The 16526-nt window shown below is 70.2% G+C and carries 12 protein-coding genes; 10 read left to right on the top strand and 2 right to left on the bottom strand.

Annotation, left to right across the window (positions count from 1 at the left end; all coding sequences use genetic code 11):
• Positions 1–1021, bottom strand: a 1021-nt coding sequence (locus AW271_RS32245) for a glycoside hydrolase family 6 protein (protein WP_062341523.1), incomplete at its 3' end; no start/stop codon positions are given.
• Positions 1022–1332: 311 nt separating this feature from the next.
• Here AW271_RS32245 and AW271_RS32250 point away from each other — a divergent pair.
• The 7 genes from AW271_RS32250 to AW271_RS32280 all read left to right on the top strand — a co-directional run bounded on the left by AW271_RS32250 (position 1333) and on the right by AW271_RS32280 (position 10966).
• Positions 1333–3426 carry a putative bifunctional diguanylate cyclase/phosphodiesterase gene (locus tag AW271_RS32250; protein ID WP_062341393.1) on the top strand — a complete coding sequence of 698 codons (2094 nt, stop codon included), beginning with the start codon at positions 1333–1335 and terminating at the stop codon, positions 3424–3426.
• A 75-nt stretch (positions 3427–3501) separates the two neighbouring features.
• Positions 3502–3801, top strand: a complete 300-nt coding sequence (gene gatC / locus AW271_RS32255) for an Asp-tRNA(Asn)/Glu-tRNA(Gln) amidotransferase subunit GatC (protein WP_030456557.1) — start codon at positions 3502–3504, stop codon at positions 3799–3801.
• A complete protein-coding gene (gene gatA, locus AW271_RS32260) occupies positions 3798–5291 on the top strand; it encodes an Asp-tRNA(Asn)/Glu-tRNA(Gln) amidotransferase subunit GatA (RefSeq protein WP_062341394.1) in 1494 nt (497 codons plus the stop codon). Before gatC ends, gatA begins: the two co-directional genes overlap by 4 nt.
• A gap of 32 nt (positions 5292–5323) precedes the next feature.
• Positions 5324–6472, top strand: a complete 1149-nt coding sequence (locus AW271_RS32265; protein WP_062341395.1) for an AAA family ATPase — start codon at positions 5324–5326, stop codon at positions 6470–6472.
• A complete protein-coding gene (locus AW271_RS32270; RefSeq protein WP_062341396.1) occupies positions 6472–7059 on the top strand; it encodes a hypothetical protein in 588 nt (195 codons plus the stop codon). The genes AW271_RS32265 and AW271_RS32270 overlap by 1 nt, the downstream gene beginning before the upstream one ends.
• A complete protein-coding gene (gene gatB, locus AW271_RS32275; RefSeq protein WP_062341397.1) occupies positions 7056–8561 on the top strand; it encodes an Asp-tRNA(Asn)/Glu-tRNA(Gln) amidotransferase subunit GatB in 1506 nt (501 codons plus the stop codon). The genes AW271_RS32270 and gatB overlap by 4 nt, the downstream gene beginning before the upstream one ends.
• Positions 8562–9130: 569 nt before the next feature.
• On the top strand, positions 9131–10966 hold the full coding sequence (locus AW271_RS32280) for a VanW family protein (RefSeq protein ID WP_157554855.1): 1836 nt from the start codon (positions 9131–9133) through the stop codon (positions 10964–10966).
• A gap of 6 nt (positions 10967–10972) precedes the next feature.
• Here AW271_RS32280 and AW271_RS32285 read toward each other — a convergent pair whose 3' ends face one another.
• Positions 10973–12076, bottom strand: coding sequence for a PQQ-dependent sugar dehydrogenase (locus AW271_RS32285; RefSeq protein WP_062341399.1), 1104 nt, complete (start codon positions 12074–12076; stop codon positions 10973–10975).
• Between the two features lie 40 nt (positions 12077–12116).
• Here AW271_RS32285 and AW271_RS32290 point away from each other — a divergent pair, with 40 nt between their 5' ends.
• The 3 genes from AW271_RS32290 (at position 12117) to AW271_RS32300 (ending at position 16492) form a co-directional block, all read left to right on the top strand.
• Positions 12117–13028, top strand: a complete 912-nt coding sequence (locus tag AW271_RS32290) for a 2-hydroxyacid dehydrogenase (protein WP_062341400.1) — start codon at positions 12117–12119, stop codon at positions 13026–13028.
• 150 nt (positions 13029–13178) lie between these two features.
• Positions 13179–15848 (top strand): putative bifunctional diguanylate cyclase/phosphodiesterase, encoded by a 2670-nt coding sequence (locus AW271_RS32295; RefSeq protein ID WP_245653313.1) that lies wholly within the window; start codon positions 13179–13181, stop codon positions 15846–15848.
• Positions 15848–16492 carry a hypothetical protein gene (locus AW271_RS32300; protein WP_062341401.1) on the top strand — a complete coding sequence of 215 codons (645 nt, stop codon included), beginning with the start codon at positions 15848–15850 and terminating at the stop codon, positions 16490–16492. The genes AW271_RS32295 and AW271_RS32300 overlap by 1 nt, the downstream gene beginning before the upstream one ends.
• Positions 16493–16526: the final 34 nt, after the last annotated feature.

Genomic DNA, 16526 nt, shown 5'->3' on the forward strand with positions numbered 1-16526 from the left:
GCGTGGGAGTGGGGGTCGGGGTGGGCGTCCGGCTCGGGGTCGGGGTCGGCTGCGGGGTGTACGGAGCCGCGATGGCCAGGTCGTAGGCGCGCTGCGGCACGAACTGGCCCGCGGCCGCGATGCAGCCGTCGGCCTCACCGGGCAGCTTGATCCACAGGAAGGCGTCGATCGCCGAGTCGCCGGTGTTGGTGGTGCTCCACGTGCCGGTCGCGCGGCCGCTCGGGTCGCACCACTCGCTGCCCTGCGGGCCGTTGCCATTGCGGCTGGTGTCGATGACGGCCTTCAGGCGGGAGATGCCGGTCGCGGCGATGACGCTCTTCGCGTAGGCGATCTCGGTCGAGTTGGAGCGGTAGTTCGAGACGTTGACCGAGATGCCGTCGGCCGAGTTGGCGATGTCCGACTGGAGGAGCCGGTTGGCCGCCTCCTGGGCGCCGAGCCAGCCTCCGTGGCCGATGTCGAAGTAGACCTTGACCTGCGACGACGCCGCCTTCAGCTTCTTGCCGGCGTACGCCATCGACGCCTTCACGTCGTTCTGCAGCGACGAGCTCATGCAGTTCGTCATGATCGGGAGCACGTCGGGCTCGAGGATGATGTACGCCGCGCGGCCCGAGAGACCCGCCGCGACCTCGTCGATCCAGGCGCGGTAGGCCGAGTGGCTGGGCGCGCCGCCGGTCGAGGCGCCGGAGCAGTCCCGGTTGGGGATGTTGTACACCACCATGATCGGGATCTTGCCCTGGGAGGCCGCCGCGCCGACGTAGGAGCTGACCTGCGAGCGGACCGCCGACGTGTTGGTCGTGGTGAACCAGCGGCCCTGCGGCACGGCCGCGATGCGGTCGCGGATCACGGCGGTCTTCGAGTCGTTCGGGTTGGCGGCCACCCAGCGGGCCGCGCTGGTGTCCGGGTCGACCCAGAAGACCGAGTCGGCGGCGTTGGCGGCCGACGTGCTGAGAACGGCGGCGCCCACCCCCAGGGCGGTGACGGCGGCGGCGAATGCCGCTGTCAGAGTCCTTCTTCGAAACATGAGATACTCCGTCCCAGAATGTGGGAGCGCTCCCACCAAGTTGCGGCGATCTAATCACCAGATGGCGGGCACCTGAAGGCCCAGACCGGATTAGGCGAGGCCCCTGGAGTGAAACACCCAGGCAACACGGTGGAAACGGCTATCTGGGCATCTGAAACTTTCAGTGCGAACGTGCTAGATCAATCCATCGCACGAAATATCCCGTAACGCAACGTGCCCAAGCGGTTTCGCGAAGTGGCCCGTAGGCCGTACCCTCCCATAGTGACCTCTTGGGGGGTTTCTCAACGATGACTGCAATTGCGCGCCATCTCATGCCATGTCCTGAGATCGGCGACTCGACCGGACCTACTGACCGCGCCCCCGCGCCGCCCGACACCCGGGACGCCGGGCCGCGGCCCGGCTCGCCCCTGTGGACCTACTTCGCCGCGATCATCACGATCGGCTTCACCGCCCTCGTCGTGGCGACCGTCCGGCTCGGCGGGCCCGAGCTGGGGCTGCTCGGCGCCGATCCGCTCTTCTGGGTGCTGGTCGTGCTGGTCGTGCTGGGCGAACTCCGGCCGGTGATGGTGAGCTCGTCCGCCCTCGTCGGGGGCACCCCCACCTCGACGATGTTCACGTTCGCGGTGCTCATGCACTACGGGTTGTCCGCCGCGGCGATCATGCAGGCCGTCGCGATGCTGGTCAGCGGGCTGGTGCACAAACGCGCCTGGCACCGGATCGCGTTCAACATCGCCCAGGTCACCCTCGCGTGCCTGGCCGCCGCCGTCACGTTCGGCATGTTCGGCGTGCACTCGCGGCCCATGAACCCCTGGACGCCCACCGGCGCCGACATCCCCGCCATCCTGCTTGCCGGGCTGGCGTACTTCCTGGTCAGGGGCCTGCTGGTGTGCGGGGCGGTGGCGCTGCACGAGCGCAAGACCGTGCTGCGCGTGCTGAAGACCTCGCTGGTGCCGCAGGGCCTCGTCTACGGGGCGCTGCTCGGCCTGTCGCCGCTGGTCGTGGTGGTGATGGAGCACTCCGCCGGGCTGGTGCCGCTGTTCGTGGCGCCCCTGGCGGCCGTCTACTTCACCGCGACGTTGTCGATGCGCCGCGACCACCAGGCGATGCACGACGGCCTGACCGGGCTGCCGAACCGCAAACTGCTCATCCTCCGTACGGAGGAGGCGCTCGCCGAGGCCCGCGCCGACGAACGGGTGGGCCTGCTGCTGCTCGACCTCGACCGGTTCAAAGAGGTAAACGACACCCTGGGCCACCCGGTCGGCGACCTGCTGCTGAAGATCGTGGCCCATCGGCTGACCCACTCCGTCCGGCCCGGCGACGTCGTCGCGCGGCTCGGCGGCGACGAGTTCGCCGTGCTGCTGCCGCAGATCCGCGACGCCCAGGCGGCCAGGGAGGTGGCCGCCCGCCTGCGGGTCGCGCTGACCGAGCCGGTCCGGCTCGAAGGCATGACCTTCGACCTCGACGCGTCCATCGGCATCGCCCTCTACCCCGACCACGCCCCCGACTTCGAGCTGCTGCTCCAGCGGTCCGACGTGGCGATGTACATGGCCAAGGAGGCCCGCTCGGGCGTCGAGTTCTACGTCGCCGAACGCGACCGCAACTCCCCCGAGCGCCTCAGCCTGCTCGGCGACCTGCGACGGGCCATCGACGGGGCCGAACTCGACCTCCACTACCAGCCCAAGGTGGCCCTCCAGGACGGCCGCGTCGAGGGCGTCGAGGCGCTGCTGCGCTGGTGGCACCCGGTACGCGGCCCCGTCTCGCCCGGGGAGTTCATCCCGCTGGCCGAGCAGTCCTACCTGATGCGCGAGCTCACCCAGTACGTCATCGCCAAGGCCCTCGACCAGGCCGCCCGCTGGTGGCACTCCGGCCTGGAGATCCCGATCTCGGTCAACGTGTCGGCCCGCGACCTGCTCGACTCGGGCCTGCCCGACCAGCTCTCGGCCGGCCTGGCCCGCTACTCGCTGCCCGCGAACGCCATCCATCTGGAGGTCACCGAGCGCATCCTGATGACCGACCAGGCCTACTCGGCCGACACCATCCGCACGCTGGCCGAACTGGGCGTACCCCTCGCGCTCGACGACTTCGGCACGGGCTACTCGACGCTCGTCCGGCTGCAGCGGCTCCAGGTCGACGAGGTCAAGATCGACGCCTCGTTCGTCCGGAAGCTGGGGGAGTCGGCCGACGACGAGCGGATCGTGCGCTCGATCATCGATCTGGTCCGGTCGCTCGGATTGCGCGCCGTGGCCGAAGGGGTGGAATCGGCCGACATCGCCGCGCAATTGCGGGGCATGGGCTGTCATGCCGGGCAAGGGTGGTGGCTCGCCGAACCCATGCCGGCCGAGGAGGCCGTCGTGTGGTTGCGGTCGCGGCTGCGGCTGCCGATGGCCACGGTCAGGGTGGAATAGCGCGTCGAGGAGGGGCTGCGGCGCGCCCTAGGATGAGGTGTCCACACTCCACCCAGGAATCGGGTTAAACGACTTATGTCTGCCATAACCCGCGAAGAGGTCGCTCACCTCGCCCGGCTGTCCCGGCTGGCGCTGGCCGACGAGGAACTCGACCACTTCGCCGCCCAGCTCGACCAGATCGTCGGCGCGGTCGCCCGCGTCGCCGAGGTCGCCACCGCCGACATCCCGCCGTCCTCGCACGCGCTTCCGCTGACGAACGTGTTCCGGCCCGATGTCGTCGCGCCCAGCCTCACGCCCGAGCAGGCCCTCTCCGGCGCGCCCGCCGTCGAGGACGACCGCTTCCGCGTGCCCCGCATCCTCGGGGAGGAGGCGTGAGCGAGCTGATCAAGAAGACGGCCGCCGAGCTGGGGTCCCTGATCGCGTCCGGCGAGGTCTCGGCCGTCGAGGTGACGCAGGCCCACCTCGACCGGATCGCCGCCGTCGACGACCGCGTCCACGCGTTCCTGCACGTGGGAGCCGAGTCGGCGCTCGCGCAGGCCGCCGCCGTCGACGCCAAGCGCGCCGCCGGCGCGGAGCTGGGCCCGCTGGCCGGCGTGCCGATCGCCCACAAGGACGTCTTCACCACGACCGACATGCCCACCACGGCCGGGTCGAAGATCCTCGAAGGCTGGCGCCCGCCCTACGACGCGACGGTGACGCGCCGTCTGCGCGAGGCCGGGCTGGTCATCCTGGGCAAGACCAACCTCGACGAGTTCGCGATGGGCTCCTCGACCGAGAACTCGGCCTACGGCCCGACCTGCAACCCGTGGGACCTGACCCGCATCCCGGGCGGCTCGTCGGGTGGCGCGTCGGCCTCGGTGGCGGCCTACGAGGCCCCCCTCTCGACCGGCACCGACACGGGCGGCTCGATCCGCCAGCCCGCCGCCGTGACCGGCATCGTCGGCATGAAGCCGACCTACGGCGGGTCGTCCCGCTACGGCCTGATCGCCTTCGCGTCGTCGCTCGACACCCCGGGCCCGTTCGCCCGCAACGTGCTCGACGCCGCGCTGCTCCACGAGGCGTTCTCCGGCCACGACCCGATGGACTCGACCTCGATCGACCAGCCCGTGCCCTCGGTGGTCGAGGCCGCCCGGCAGGGCGACGTCGCGGGGCTGACCGTCGGCGTGGTCAAGGAGTTCGGCGGCGACGGCTACCAGCCGGGCGTGCTCGCCCGCTTCCAGGAGGCCGTCGAACTGCTCGAATCCCTCGGCGCCAAGGTCGTCGAGGTGTCGTGTCCCTCGTTCACCTACGCGCTGCCGGCCTATTACCTGATCGCGCCGTCCGAGTGCTCGTCCAACCTGGCCCGGTTCGACGCCATGCGCTACGGGCTGCGGGTCGGCGACGACGGCACCCGCTCGGCCGAAGAGGTCATGGCCCTGACCCGGGCGGCCGGCTTCGGCCCCGAGGTCAAGCGGCGCATCATGCTCGGCACCTACGCGCTGTCCTCGGGCTACTACGACGCCTACTACGGGTCGGCCCAGAAGGTCCGCACCCTCATCTCGCGTGACTTCGAGGCCGCGTTCCAGCACGTCGACGTGCTGATCTCGCCGACGACGCCGACGACGGCGTTCCCGATCGGCGAGCGCGCCGACGACCCGATGGCCATGTACCTGGCCGACCTGTGCACCATCCCGTCGAACCTGGCCGGCAACGCGGCCCTGTCGGTGCCGTGCGGTCTCGCCGACGAAGACGGGCTGCCCGTCGGCCTGCAGATCATGGCCCCAGTGCTCGGCGACGACCGGTGCTACCGGGTGGGCGCCGCGGTCGAGCGGGCGTTCGAGGCCCGCTGGGGCGGGCCGCTGCTGTCCAAGGCCCCGGCCCTGTAGACGGCCCTGGAGAAACAGGGAAGGAGGGCGGCATGATCACTCATATTCGGATCGACGGCTTCAAGTCGTTCCTGGATTTCGAGCTGGACGTGCCGCCCCTTCTTGCCTTGGTGGGCCCCAACTCAAGCGGAAAGTCGAACTTCTTCGACGCACTGGATTTCGTGAAATCCAGCGGGCTCATCAACGGTGAACCACTCAGAGGGCGCTATCGGGACCAGTTCCACCATGTGAGCAAGGGGCTCGAGATCGCCGATCTCAGTGTCGGGGTGAAGGCGCTCACCTGGACTCCACTGGGCCTGCTGCCGTTTGACTACGCGGCGACGGCGACGGGTGAGCGAGGGCTGGCTCCAGACTCGGAGCTGGTCCTGTCGTCTTTCGACTCTGCGGGACTTGGCCAGTTCGGAGATCTGAAGTCCCCGCTTCAAGTGGCGGCCGACATGTTCAAGCTGCATAAACGTCATCCCGATTCGCCCCTCTTTGCCATTTTTTTTCCCTATGAATTGCGAACCTGGCGGCTCTACAAGCCAGATCCCGACCGAATGCGCGGACTCGGTGACGGGGTGGATAGCGGACCCCTTACTTCGGATGGCAGCAACCTTGCGGCTGTCTTGGGCCGGATTAGACGTACCGGCGTCTTTGAGGACCTGCTCAATGACTTCATCGCGCTGACGCCTGATGTGGTGGATCTTGTGCCCTACCTCGACGAACGCCGCCATGAATGGGCTTTTGACGTGGTCATCGACGGCCAGGGCGATGTCTCCAGCACATTGCTGTCCGACGGCACGCTTCGGATTCTCGGGCTGCTGGCCGCAATCCACGACCCTGACCATGCGGGCACCCTCCTCATTGAGGAGGTCGAGAACGGTCTGCACCCCAGCCGGTTGGCTGAGCTACTCCGCCGGATCGAACGCAAGATCACTGACATGGATGATCCCGCCACGCTGAACGAGCCGCTGCGTCAGGTCATCATGACCACCCACTCTCCGGTGGTCGTCTCGGAGCTCTATCGGCTGCGCCGTGAATCGCTGATCTTCCTGAACACGGCTGTTCGCGTCGACCCGGAGAGCGACCGGGTCTCCCGGGTCACCGTCGCCAAGCCCGTCCGCGATGAGGGCGAGCCTGGCACCTTCGTTTCACCCCGTCAGGTCCGGGCCTTCCTGAGCACCGTCGGAACGGTCTGATGGCTCGACCGCTGGTGCCTGGTTTGGTGGCGGAAGGTCGCGAGGACGAGGACTTTCTCGGTGCGGTCATCTACCGCCAGCTCCGCGAGCTCACGCTTGCATCCGCCACCAGTGCGGTCGACGTCGAGCCGACCCAGATCGGCTCCTGCCGGTCCATCCGCGATCACCGAAGCGTGGCGGAGGCGTTGGCCGAACTATCCGGCGACTGCCACGTGTTGTTCGTACACAACGACATGAAAGAGCGGCACAAGGCCGAGCAGGTCATCGGCGCCTGCCGGTTACGGGCACCGGTGATCGGTCTCGTCCCCGTCAAAGAGACCGAAGCCCGGATGCTGGCCGATCGCCGGGCGTGGGCCGACATCAGAAGGGCGAATCTCGACGCGCTTCCGGCGCGGCCAAGAGACGTCGAGGGCGTCGGCGACCCGAAGCAGGCACTCAAAGACGTCATCCCGCGCAAGAGCGACGCCGCAGACTACGCAAAACGAATCGGACAGACAATCGATCTCGACACGCTGGCCCAGGTTCCCGCCTACAAGGACTGGGTCACGCGGACGAACACTGTGTTGAAGGGACTCGGTTACCTATGAGCACTCCTACGCTCATGCCGTACGACGAGGCGTTGGAGAGGTTCGAGCCGGTGCTCGGCCTGGAGACCCACGTCGAACTCGGCACCCGCTCGAAGATGTTCTGCGGCTGCCCGACCACCTTCGGGGCCCCGCCGAACACCCACGTCTGCCCGACCTGCCTGGCCTTCCCGGGCGCGCTCCCGGTCGCCAACGCGGCGGCGATCGAGTCGACGATCCGTATCGGCCTGGCCCTCAACTGCTCGATCGCCGAGTGGTGCAGGTTCGCCCGGAAGAACTACTTCTATCCGGACATGCCGAAGAACTACCAGATCAGCCAGTACGACGAGCCTCTCTGCTTCGACGGCTACCTCGACATCACCGTCGAGGGCAAGACCGTGCGGATCGAGATCGAGCGCGTCCACCTGGAGGAGGACACCGGCAAGTCGACCCACGTCGGTGGCGCGACCGGCCGCATCCAGGGGGCCGACCACTCGATCGTCGACTACAACCGGGCGGGCATCCCGCTGGTCGAGATCGTCACCAAGCCGATCGAGGGCACCGACCGGCTCGCGCCCGAGGTCGCCCGCGCCTACGCGACCGAGCTGCGCGAGGTCATGCGGTCGCTGGGCGTCTCCGACGTCCGCATGGACCAGGGCTCGATGCGCTGCGACGTCAACGTCTCGCTGATGCCGCGCGGCTCGTCCGAGTGGGGCACCCGCACCGAGACCAAGAACGTCAACTCCTTCCGCAGCGTCGAGCGGTCGGTCCGCGGTGAGATCGAGCGGCAGGCGGCGATCCTGGCCGAGGGCGGCCGGATCATCCAGGAGACCCGCCACTTCCACGAGGACACCGGGCTGACCACCTCGGGCCGCTCGAAGGAAGAGGCCCAGGACTACCGCTACTTCCCCGAGCCCGACCTGGTGCCGATCGCGCCCGACCCGGCGTGGGTGGCGCGGCTCAAGGCCGAGCTGCCCGAGCTGCCGTCGGTGCGCCGCACGCGGCTGCAGGCCGAGTGGGGCGTCAGCGACCTCGACATGGCCGCCATGCACAACGCCGACGCGTTCGGCCTGGTCGAGGCGACCGTCGAGGCGGGCGCCCCGGCGGCCGACGCGCGCAAGTGGTGGATGGGCGAGCTGGCCCGCCGCGCCAACGAGAACGGCGTCGCGCTGGCCGAGCTGCCGATCACCCCGGCGCAGATCGCGCGGGTGACCGAGCTGGTGAAGTCGGGCGCGCTGAACGACAAGCTGGCCCGTCAGGTGCTCGAAGGCGTGCTCGCGGGGGAGGGCTCGCCCGACGAGGTCGTCGAGGCCCGCGGCCTGAAGATCGTCAACGACGAGGGCGAACTGTCGGCCATCATCGACCAGGTCATCGCCGGCAACGCCGACGCCGCCGACAAGATCCGGGGCGGCAAGATCGCCGCCGTGGGCGCCCTCGTGGGCGGGGTCATGAAGGCCAGCCGAGGCAAGGCCGACGCCGGCCGCGCCCGCGCCCTCATCCTCGAGAAGCTGGGCGTCAGCGAATAAGCCGATGTGTGCCCGGGCCCGTCCAGGGCCCGGGCATTTCTTCTTCCGTTACGGCTCCGCCCGCCCCGGCCCCGACCGCCGTCCCCGCCGCGCGCCGCGTCCGGCGCCGGCCCCCGCTCTCGCGTCCCGCCGCGACGGCGTTCCACCCGGCGTTTGACACGCCTTCCAACGGCCGCCATGTGACATAGCGCAAAAATTCGCCGGCACAAATCCCTGATCTGTTTCATCCGCACTCCGTCCAGCGGCGAATGTGTCATGACAGATCCCTGACAGTTCCGGCCCGGCGCTACCTGGCTCTGTTATAAGAAGTCCGACGTCTCGCCCCAGAACCACGTTCCACCATCGCTTGACATGACTCCTGACAGGGCGAACCTCATGTTTTCGCGACATATCCAGAAGAGGGTGCTTTAGGGTTAACTGAAGGGAGTTTCCCCTGAGCCGGAGGAGAGCAAGGCGTGCGGAACGCCGAAGCGTCCATCGACCCGCCGACGGATCCGTTCGGGACGGACTCTGAGGCGGTCTCCGCACGTAAACACCCGGTTCGCGCGGGCGGCACACTGCCGCCGGGCGTGACGTCCGACATCTTCGGCAGCGCCCCCCTCGTCAAGTCGCCGCCCCCCGAGACCTCGTTACCGCCGCCTGCCAAGGTCGAGGTCTGGCCCGTCGCCGCGCCGCGCAAGGTCACCATCGCGCCGCTGCCCGCCGAGGTCGAAGACCTGCCCGACGAAGAGGGGCCGGGGTTCCGCTGGGTGCGGCCGGCCCTGCTCGTCGTGGCGGGGCTGCTGGTGTTCCTCTACGCCGTGCCCGCCTTCCTCATGGCCGGCAACGTCTACCCGGGCACGACCGTGCTCGGCGTCGACGTGGGCGGCCTGAACGCCCGCGAGGCCACCAACCGGCTCACCACCGGGCTGGTCAACGCGGCGACCGACGCCATCGTGGTGCGCCACGGCACCGAGAGCGAGCGCATCAGCCCCGAGCGGAGCGGCCTGTCGATCGACGTCCCGGCCACCGTGCGGGCCTTGCCCATGGGGTTCCCCAGCCCGGTCGACATCTGGCGGGCGATGACCGGCGGGCGCGAGGTCGCCCCGGTCGTCCAGGTCGACAACGCGCGGCTCGGCGAGGTGGTCTCGACGCAGGTGGCGCGGGCCATGGAACAGCCGATGGTCGAGGGCGACGTGAAATTCGACGGCCTGCGGCCCGAGCCGGTCTACCCCAAGGAGGGCACCACCCTCGACGTGCCCCGTATCGTCGACGCGGTGCGGGACGCCTACCTGAAGCCCGACATCATCGTCGAGGTGAAGCCCGTCGAGTCCGACCCCCGCGCCACCCGCGACGGCGTGAACCGGGCGGTGGCCTGGGCCCGCCGGGCGGTCGCGGCGCCGGTCACGCTGACGTACGGCGGCACCTCGCTGGAGCTCGCGCCGGTCGACATCGCGGCGGCGCTGAGCTTCGTGCCCGGCGACACCGGCGGGCTGGAGGCGCGGTTCGACGCGGCCGTGGCGACGCGGGGCATGCGATTCGTGCCCGCCGACGAGTCGCCCCGCGACGCGACCTTCGTCATCGACGACGGGCAGCCCGAGCTGGTGCCCGGCCGGCCCGGCATCGGCATCGACACCTCCAAGCTGGGCGCCCAGATCATCGCCATCCTCGGCCGCCAGAACGACCGCGCGGTGACCGTGCCGATGACCCTGCTCCAGCCCGGCCTCGACGAGAAGGAAGCCGCGTCGATCGGCATCAAGGACCAGCTGGTCAGGGTCGACATGCGATACAGCTGCTGCCAGCCCCGCGTGACCAACATCAAGGAGACCGCGCGGCGCGTCAACGGCCTGATCATCCGGCCCGGCGAGACCTTCTCCCTCAACCGGGCGACCGGCCTCCGCGAGGGCCGCCCCGGGTACGCCGGGCCCGCCGAGCCGGTGGAGATCCGGGGACGGCAGGGCCGCGACGTGCCGGGGGTCTCGGTCGCCGGGACCGTCCTCTACAACGCCGCCCTCGGCAGCGGCATGGAGATCGTCGAGGCGGTGGCGCACGAGTCGTTCCTGCCGCCCTACCCGGCCGGGATGGAGGTGGCCGTCTCCTACCCGGGGCCCGACCTCGTCTGGCGCAACGACACCGACTACGGCGTGCTCATCCAGGCCACCGCCTCCGACACGGAGATGGTCGTGTCGTTGTGGGGCACCAAGACGTACGAGGTCAAGATCACCCAGAGTGAACGCACCCGGTTCACCTCCATGCTGCCGGTTCAAGGGCCCGAGGCGGGCTGCGTGCCGTCGGCGGGCACCGCCGGGTTCACGATCGTGACCACCCGCGAACGCGTGCGCCTCGACGGCACCGTGGAGCCCCCGGAGAACTGGAAGACGGTCTACAAGCCGCGCGCCGAGACCGTCTGCCCAGAAGCCGATTGAGACCTGCTAACGACCGGGGATGACCAGGACGCGGTCGTCGCCGTTCTTCGGGTCGCCGCGCCCGTCGCGGTTGCTGGTGCCCACCCACAACGAGCCGTCGGGCGCCGTCGCGACCGACCTCAGGCGGCCGAACTCGCCCTCGTAGAGCGCCTCGGGGCGGCCCGCCGCGCCGTCGGGGGTCACCGGGACCTTCCACAACCGCTCGCCGCGCAGCGCCGCCGCCCACACCGCGTGGTCGGCGTAGGCCAGGCCCGAGGGCGACGCCTCGTCGGTCGACCACGTCACCAGCGGGTTGACGAAGCGGTCGTCGGCGGCGACGCCCTCGACCTCGGGCCAGCCGTAGTTGCCGCCCGCGCGGATCAGGTTGAGCTCGTCGAAGGTGTTCTGGCCGAACTCGGTGGCGTACATGTTGCCGCTCTCGTCCCAGGCCAGGCCCTGGACGTTGCGGTGGCCCATGCTCCAGACCAGGGTGCCGAACGGGTTCTCGGGGGCCGGTTCGCCGTCGACCGTCATGCGCAGGATCTTCCCGGCGAGGGAGTCGCGATCCTGCGACAGGCCGCGGTCGCCGATCTCGCCGGTGGACGCGTAGAGGTAGCCGTCGGGGCCGAAGGCCAGCCGGCCGCCGTTGTGGATGCCGCCCTTGGGGATGCCGGTCACGATCGGCTCGGGGTCGGACAGGGCGCCGTCGAAGCGGTAGCGGACGATGCGGTTGTCCTGGGCCGAGGTGAAGTAGACGAAGACCTGCTTGTCCCGCTCGAACTCGGGGGAGACCGCGATGCCCATGAGGCCGCCCTCTCCCGACGCGGCGACCCCGGCGACGGTGCCGATCTCGGTCTTCCGGCCCGACGCGGCCACCTGGACGATCTGCCCCGAGTCGCGCTCGGTCACCAGGGCCTCGCCCGTGGGCAGGAACGCGATGGCCCAGGGCACCTCCAGGCCCTCGACCAGCGTGCGCGGGCCGTCGGCGGGAGCGGGGCTCGCCGTCGCCGTCGCGGCCAGCGGGGTGGGCGTCACGCCCGTGCCCACTCCGGTCTCCGTCGTGCAGGCGGCGGTGCAGCCCACCGTCAGTGCCGCCGCCAGCGTGAGCAGCCCGGTCCGGCCTACGCCCATCAGTCACACCCTTCTTTACCGGTCATTAGGGTTGTCCCCTGTGAAGATCTGGGTGGCCCCGCAGGCCGAGTCCGCTGTCCCGACTGACCTGGCCGACGTCGAATACACGCTCTTCGACGGACGCGACCATCCCGAGCCGTCCGGTGCGGGGGACGTCGAGGTGTGGGTTCCCCCGCTCATCCCGGTGCCGGACATCTCGGAACTGCTGTCGCGGATGACACGTTTGCGGCTCATCCAGACGGTTACCGCCGGGGTCGAACCCTACCTGCCCCACGTCCCCGATGGCGTGTTGCTGTGCAACGCCAGGGGCGTCCACGACGCCGGAACCGCCGAGTGGGCGGTCGGCGCGATGATCGCGATGCAGCGCGAGTTCCCCGCGTTCGTGCGCGCCCAGGAACAGGGCCGCTGGGCCTATCAGCACACCGGTGTCCTGGCCGACTCCACGGTGCTCATTCTCGGGTACGGATCCATCGGCGCCGCCCTCGAACGGCGGCTGGCCGGGTTCGAGGTCGACGTGATCAGGGTGGCCAGGAGCGCCCGCGACGGCGTCCACGCCGAATCGGAACTGCCCGGCCTGCTGCCCCGGGCCGACGTCGTGGTGCTGCTGGTGCCGGCCACGGCCGCCACCAAGGGCCTGGTCGACGCCGCGTTCCTGGCCCGGATGAAAGACGGCGCGCTGCTGGTCAACGCGGCCCGCGGGCCCGTCGTCGACACCGGCGCGCTGCTGGCCGAGCTCGAATCGGGCCGGCTCCGGGCGGCGCTCGACGTGACCGACCCCGAGCCGCTGCCCGAAGATCATCCGCTCTGGAAGGCGCCCCACCTGCTCATCACCCCTCACGTCGCGGGCAGCACTCCCGCCTCGACCAGGCGCGCACTCGTCTATGTCGAGGCACAGCTGCGAAGGCTGCACGACGGCCGTCCGCTGACCAATATCATCAGCGGGGGCTACTGAATCTGGTTCCGGACCGTAGCGAGGCCGTGACCTCGGGTCCGTACCGTGAATTCCTGTTTATCAGATCGGTGACGACTGGGCCGATGTCCCCATCAGGGGCGGCACCGGCGCGCAAACTGACGATGTGACCGGAAGTAAAGGGCGACGAGCGTGAACGGCACGCGTGACCCCAGGGTCTCGCTCATCGCCGCTGCCGGGCTCGGCGCGGCGGTCATCGCCGCTGCCCTGATAGCGGGGGGATCGGCCTCCGCGGTGACGGCGGTGGCGGGCCTGGTGACCGGCCTGCTCGCGGCGGTCTCCCTGGTGGTGGCCTCGGGCCGGATCCTGTCGGGCGACCGCGGGGCCGGCGACGGCGCCGACGACCGCCGCGAGGCCGTGGGCTGGCGCTGGCTGGCCGGCGGCGCGCTCACCTGGCTGGCCGGGACCGGCGTGCGGCCGGTGGCCGAGGGCACCGCCTTCGTGCTCACCTTCGCCGACCTGATGCTGCTGGTCGGGGCGCTGCTGATGATGATCGGCTGCTGGCTGACCTCGCTGCCGCCGCCCCAGAGCCGCGGCCTGTTCCGCCAGATCGGCGACGGTTACCTGTCGGCCGCCTCCCTCTTCGCGATCACCTGGGCGCTGCTGCTCGCGCCGATGTTCGCCGAGGCCGAGGAGACGGGCGCCTTCTACACCACCCTCGCGCTGCCTCTGCTGTGCCTGCTGGCGACCTGCGCGGCGGCCCCGTTCGTCGCGGTCTCGCGGGCGGCCAACCGCTCGGTCGGGCTGGCCGGCCTCGGGGTGCTGTTCGCGGTCACCGTGGCCGAACTGGCCACGGCCGTCTCCCGTCTCAACGGCGTCGACCCGGCCGTCCCGGCCGGGCTGGTCGCGCCCCTGGGATTCGTCGCGCTCGCGATCGCTCCGTGGATCGAGGAGGCCGGACGCCGCCGGGTGCCCTCGGATCAGCGCAACGCCGCGACGCCTCCCGTGGTGGTCACCGTCGCCCCCTACGCGCTCGTGCTCGCGGCCGTGGTCGTGGTGGCCGTCAAGGCCGTCGGCGCCACCGGCGACGTGCTGATGCCGGTCGTGACCGTGTCGGCGGTGGCCGTGCTGCTGGCCCGGCTGCTGATCGTGATGCTCTCGGCCGACGGCATGCGGCGGCAGATGGTCGTCAGCGAGCGGCAACTGCGGCAGCTCGCCGAGAACACCGGCGACGTCGTGCTGATGGTCGACCTCGAGGGGGTCGTCCAGGAGATCAGCGACGGCGTCGAGACCACCTACGGCTACCCGCCCGCGAGCCTGCTCGGCCAGCCGATCGTCGACTACGTCCACCCCGAGGACGTGCCCGTCATCCAGGCGCTGCTGCGCCAGGTCGCCGAAGACGACGGCAACATCGAGCGCTACGGCACCTGCCGGCTGGCCTGCCGGGTCCGCGCCGCCGACGGCACCTGGCGGCCCACCGAGTCGGTGGCGACCCGCGACGTCCGCCGCGAAGACCTGATCCTGGTGACCACCCGCGACGTCTCCGACCAGGTGGCGCTGCGCAACCAGGTCACCCACCTGACCTTCCACGACGGCGTGACCGGCCTGCCCAACCGGGCCTACTTCGAGGAGCGCACCCGCGAGGTGCTCGCCCGCTCGGCCGGCACCGCCGTGATCTTCCTCGACCTCGACGGCTTCACCGGCGTCAACGACTCCGTCGGCCACGCGAGCGGCGACTACCTGCTCGGCCAGGCCGCCCGGCGGCTGCGCCAGGCCCTGCGGGCCGACGACACGCTCGCCCGGTGGGGCGGCGACGAGTTCGCCGTCCTGCTGGAGGCGGGAGCCGACGCCCAGATGGTCGTCGACCTGGCCGAACGGCTGGTCCGGGCCGTCTCCCAGGAGCCGTTCCGGGTCGCCGACCGCGACATCGCGCTGACCGCGTCGGTCGGCGTGGCCTTCACCGAAGACGACACCTCGGCCGCCGACCTGCTGCGCAACGCCGACGTGGCGATGGCGCGGGCCAAGGGCCTGGGCGGCCGCCGCGTCGAGGTCTTCGCCGCCCACATGCACGCCGAGGCCGTACGCCGCCTCGAAACCGCCGCCGACCTCCAGCGGGCCCTGCTCGACCAGCAGTTCGCGATCGAATACCAGCCCGTGGTCGACCTGGCCACCTCACGCGTCACCGCCGTCGAGGCCCTGGTGCGCTGGTGCCGGGGCAACGGCGTCTTCACCCCGCCCGAGCAGTTCCTCGGCACGGCCGAGGACACCGGCCTGATCGTCCCGCTGAGCGAGTGGATACTGCGCGAGGCCTGCCGCGAGGTCGCCGAATGGCGCGCCGCCAACTGGGACATCGGCCTGTCGGTCAACCTGTCGAAGCGCCAGATCATGGCGGCCGGCTTCGTCGAGACGGTCTCGGAGGCCCTGTCCGACAGCGGCCTCCCCCCGAGCGCCCTCACCCTCGAAGTGATCGAGGAGATGCTCGTCGAAGACGCCGAGGACACCATCGGCAAGCTGTCCGACCTGCGCGCGCTGGGCGTGCGCCTGGCGATCGACGACTTCGGCACGGGCTACGCCTCCCTGGCGCTGCTGCGCCAGCTCCCGGTCGACATCATCAAGATCGACCCCTCCTTCGTCAGCGGCCTGGGCCGCGATGAAACGCTCAGCCTGCTGACCCGCACGATCGTGCGCCTGGGGCATGACCTCGGGCTGATCGTGGTGGCCGAGGGCATCGAGCGCCCGGAGCAGCTCGATCTGCTGCGCGAGATGGGCTGCAGCCGGGGCCAGGGCTACCTGGTGGGCCGCCCGATGGCCGCCCAGGGCGTGAGCTCCCTGATCCGAACCAGCCTGACGGCCTCGGCGTAGTGCACTCCTGGCAGGCCGAGGTCCGGAAACGGGCCCTGCTCACCCTCGCCGACTACGAGAAGCCGCGCCCTTCCGACGACGAGGACGAGGGCCCCCGGTTACGCCCGTTCAAGATGGAGCGGTGGAATCTGCCTCTCCGGAGCATGGGCGGCGCGGGCCCCCGTGCCCGTGACGCGGCCAACCGTTTCAACGACGCGTTCTCCGGGGTCGAGAACAACGGGTTGTGGAAATCCAATCCGCAGGCCGCCGCCCACCACGTCTTCAGCTGCGATCACCACTCCACGCGCCGCATCATGTCCGCCGCCGCCCTCGTCGCCACCCACTGCGACGGTGTGACCGGCCCGGATGACGACTACGCCTTCCGCGCCGTCGAGGCGCCCGCGTTGCTGGAGGAGATCCACGCCTTCGAGGTCCGCGCCCCCGGCTGCTCGATCGACGACCCGGACATGGTGGTCGAGTACGTCGTGATGGCGTACCGGAACATGGTGGTCGTCTACCGAGGCCACACGACGCCGGCGCGGTCGACCTGGCCGGAGACCTTCCGCTTCGCGGAGCTGGCCGCCGACCGCCTAAAGCGGGCCCATGCCCGGCGGCACCTGATTCGGATGTCTCATTTGTTGAGACGTCCGTCCCACAGGATTTGACGACTGCCCGTTTCATCGGACAAGGTGGGTCCAT

It is taken from the genome of Herbidospora sakaeratensis (genome assembly GCF_001570525.1).
GTDB lineage: Bacteria > Actinomycetota > Actinomycetes > Streptosporangiales > Streptosporangiaceae > Herbidospora > Herbidospora sakaeratensis.

What these genes read in the sequence shown, in the direction of transcription:
- gatC (WP_030456557.1), top strand. Translation starts at nt 3,502, where the DNA reads ATGTCTGCCATAACCCGCGAAGAGGTCGCTCACCTCGCCCGGCTGTCC.
- AW271_RS32285 (WP_062341399.1), bottom strand. Translation starts at nt 12,076, where the DNA reads ATGGGCGTAGGCCGGACCGGGCTGCTCACGCTGGCGGCGGCACTGACG.
- gatB (WP_062341397.1), top strand. Translation starts at nt 7,056, where the DNA reads ATGAGCACTCCTACGCTCATGCCGTACGACGAGGCGTTGGAGAGGTTC.
- AW271_RS32250 (WP_062341393.1), top strand. Translation starts at nt 1,333, where the DNA reads ATGCCATGTCCTGAGATCGGCGACTCGACCGGACCTACTGACCGCGCC.
- AW271_RS32270 (WP_062341396.1), top strand. Translation starts at nt 6,472, where the DNA reads ATGGCTCGACCGCTGGTGCCTGGTTTGGTGGCGGAAGGTCGCGAGGAC.
- AW271_RS32265 (WP_062341395.1), top strand. Translation starts at nt 5,324, where the DNA reads ATGATCACTCATATTCGGATCGACGGCTTCAAGTCGTTCCTGGATTTC.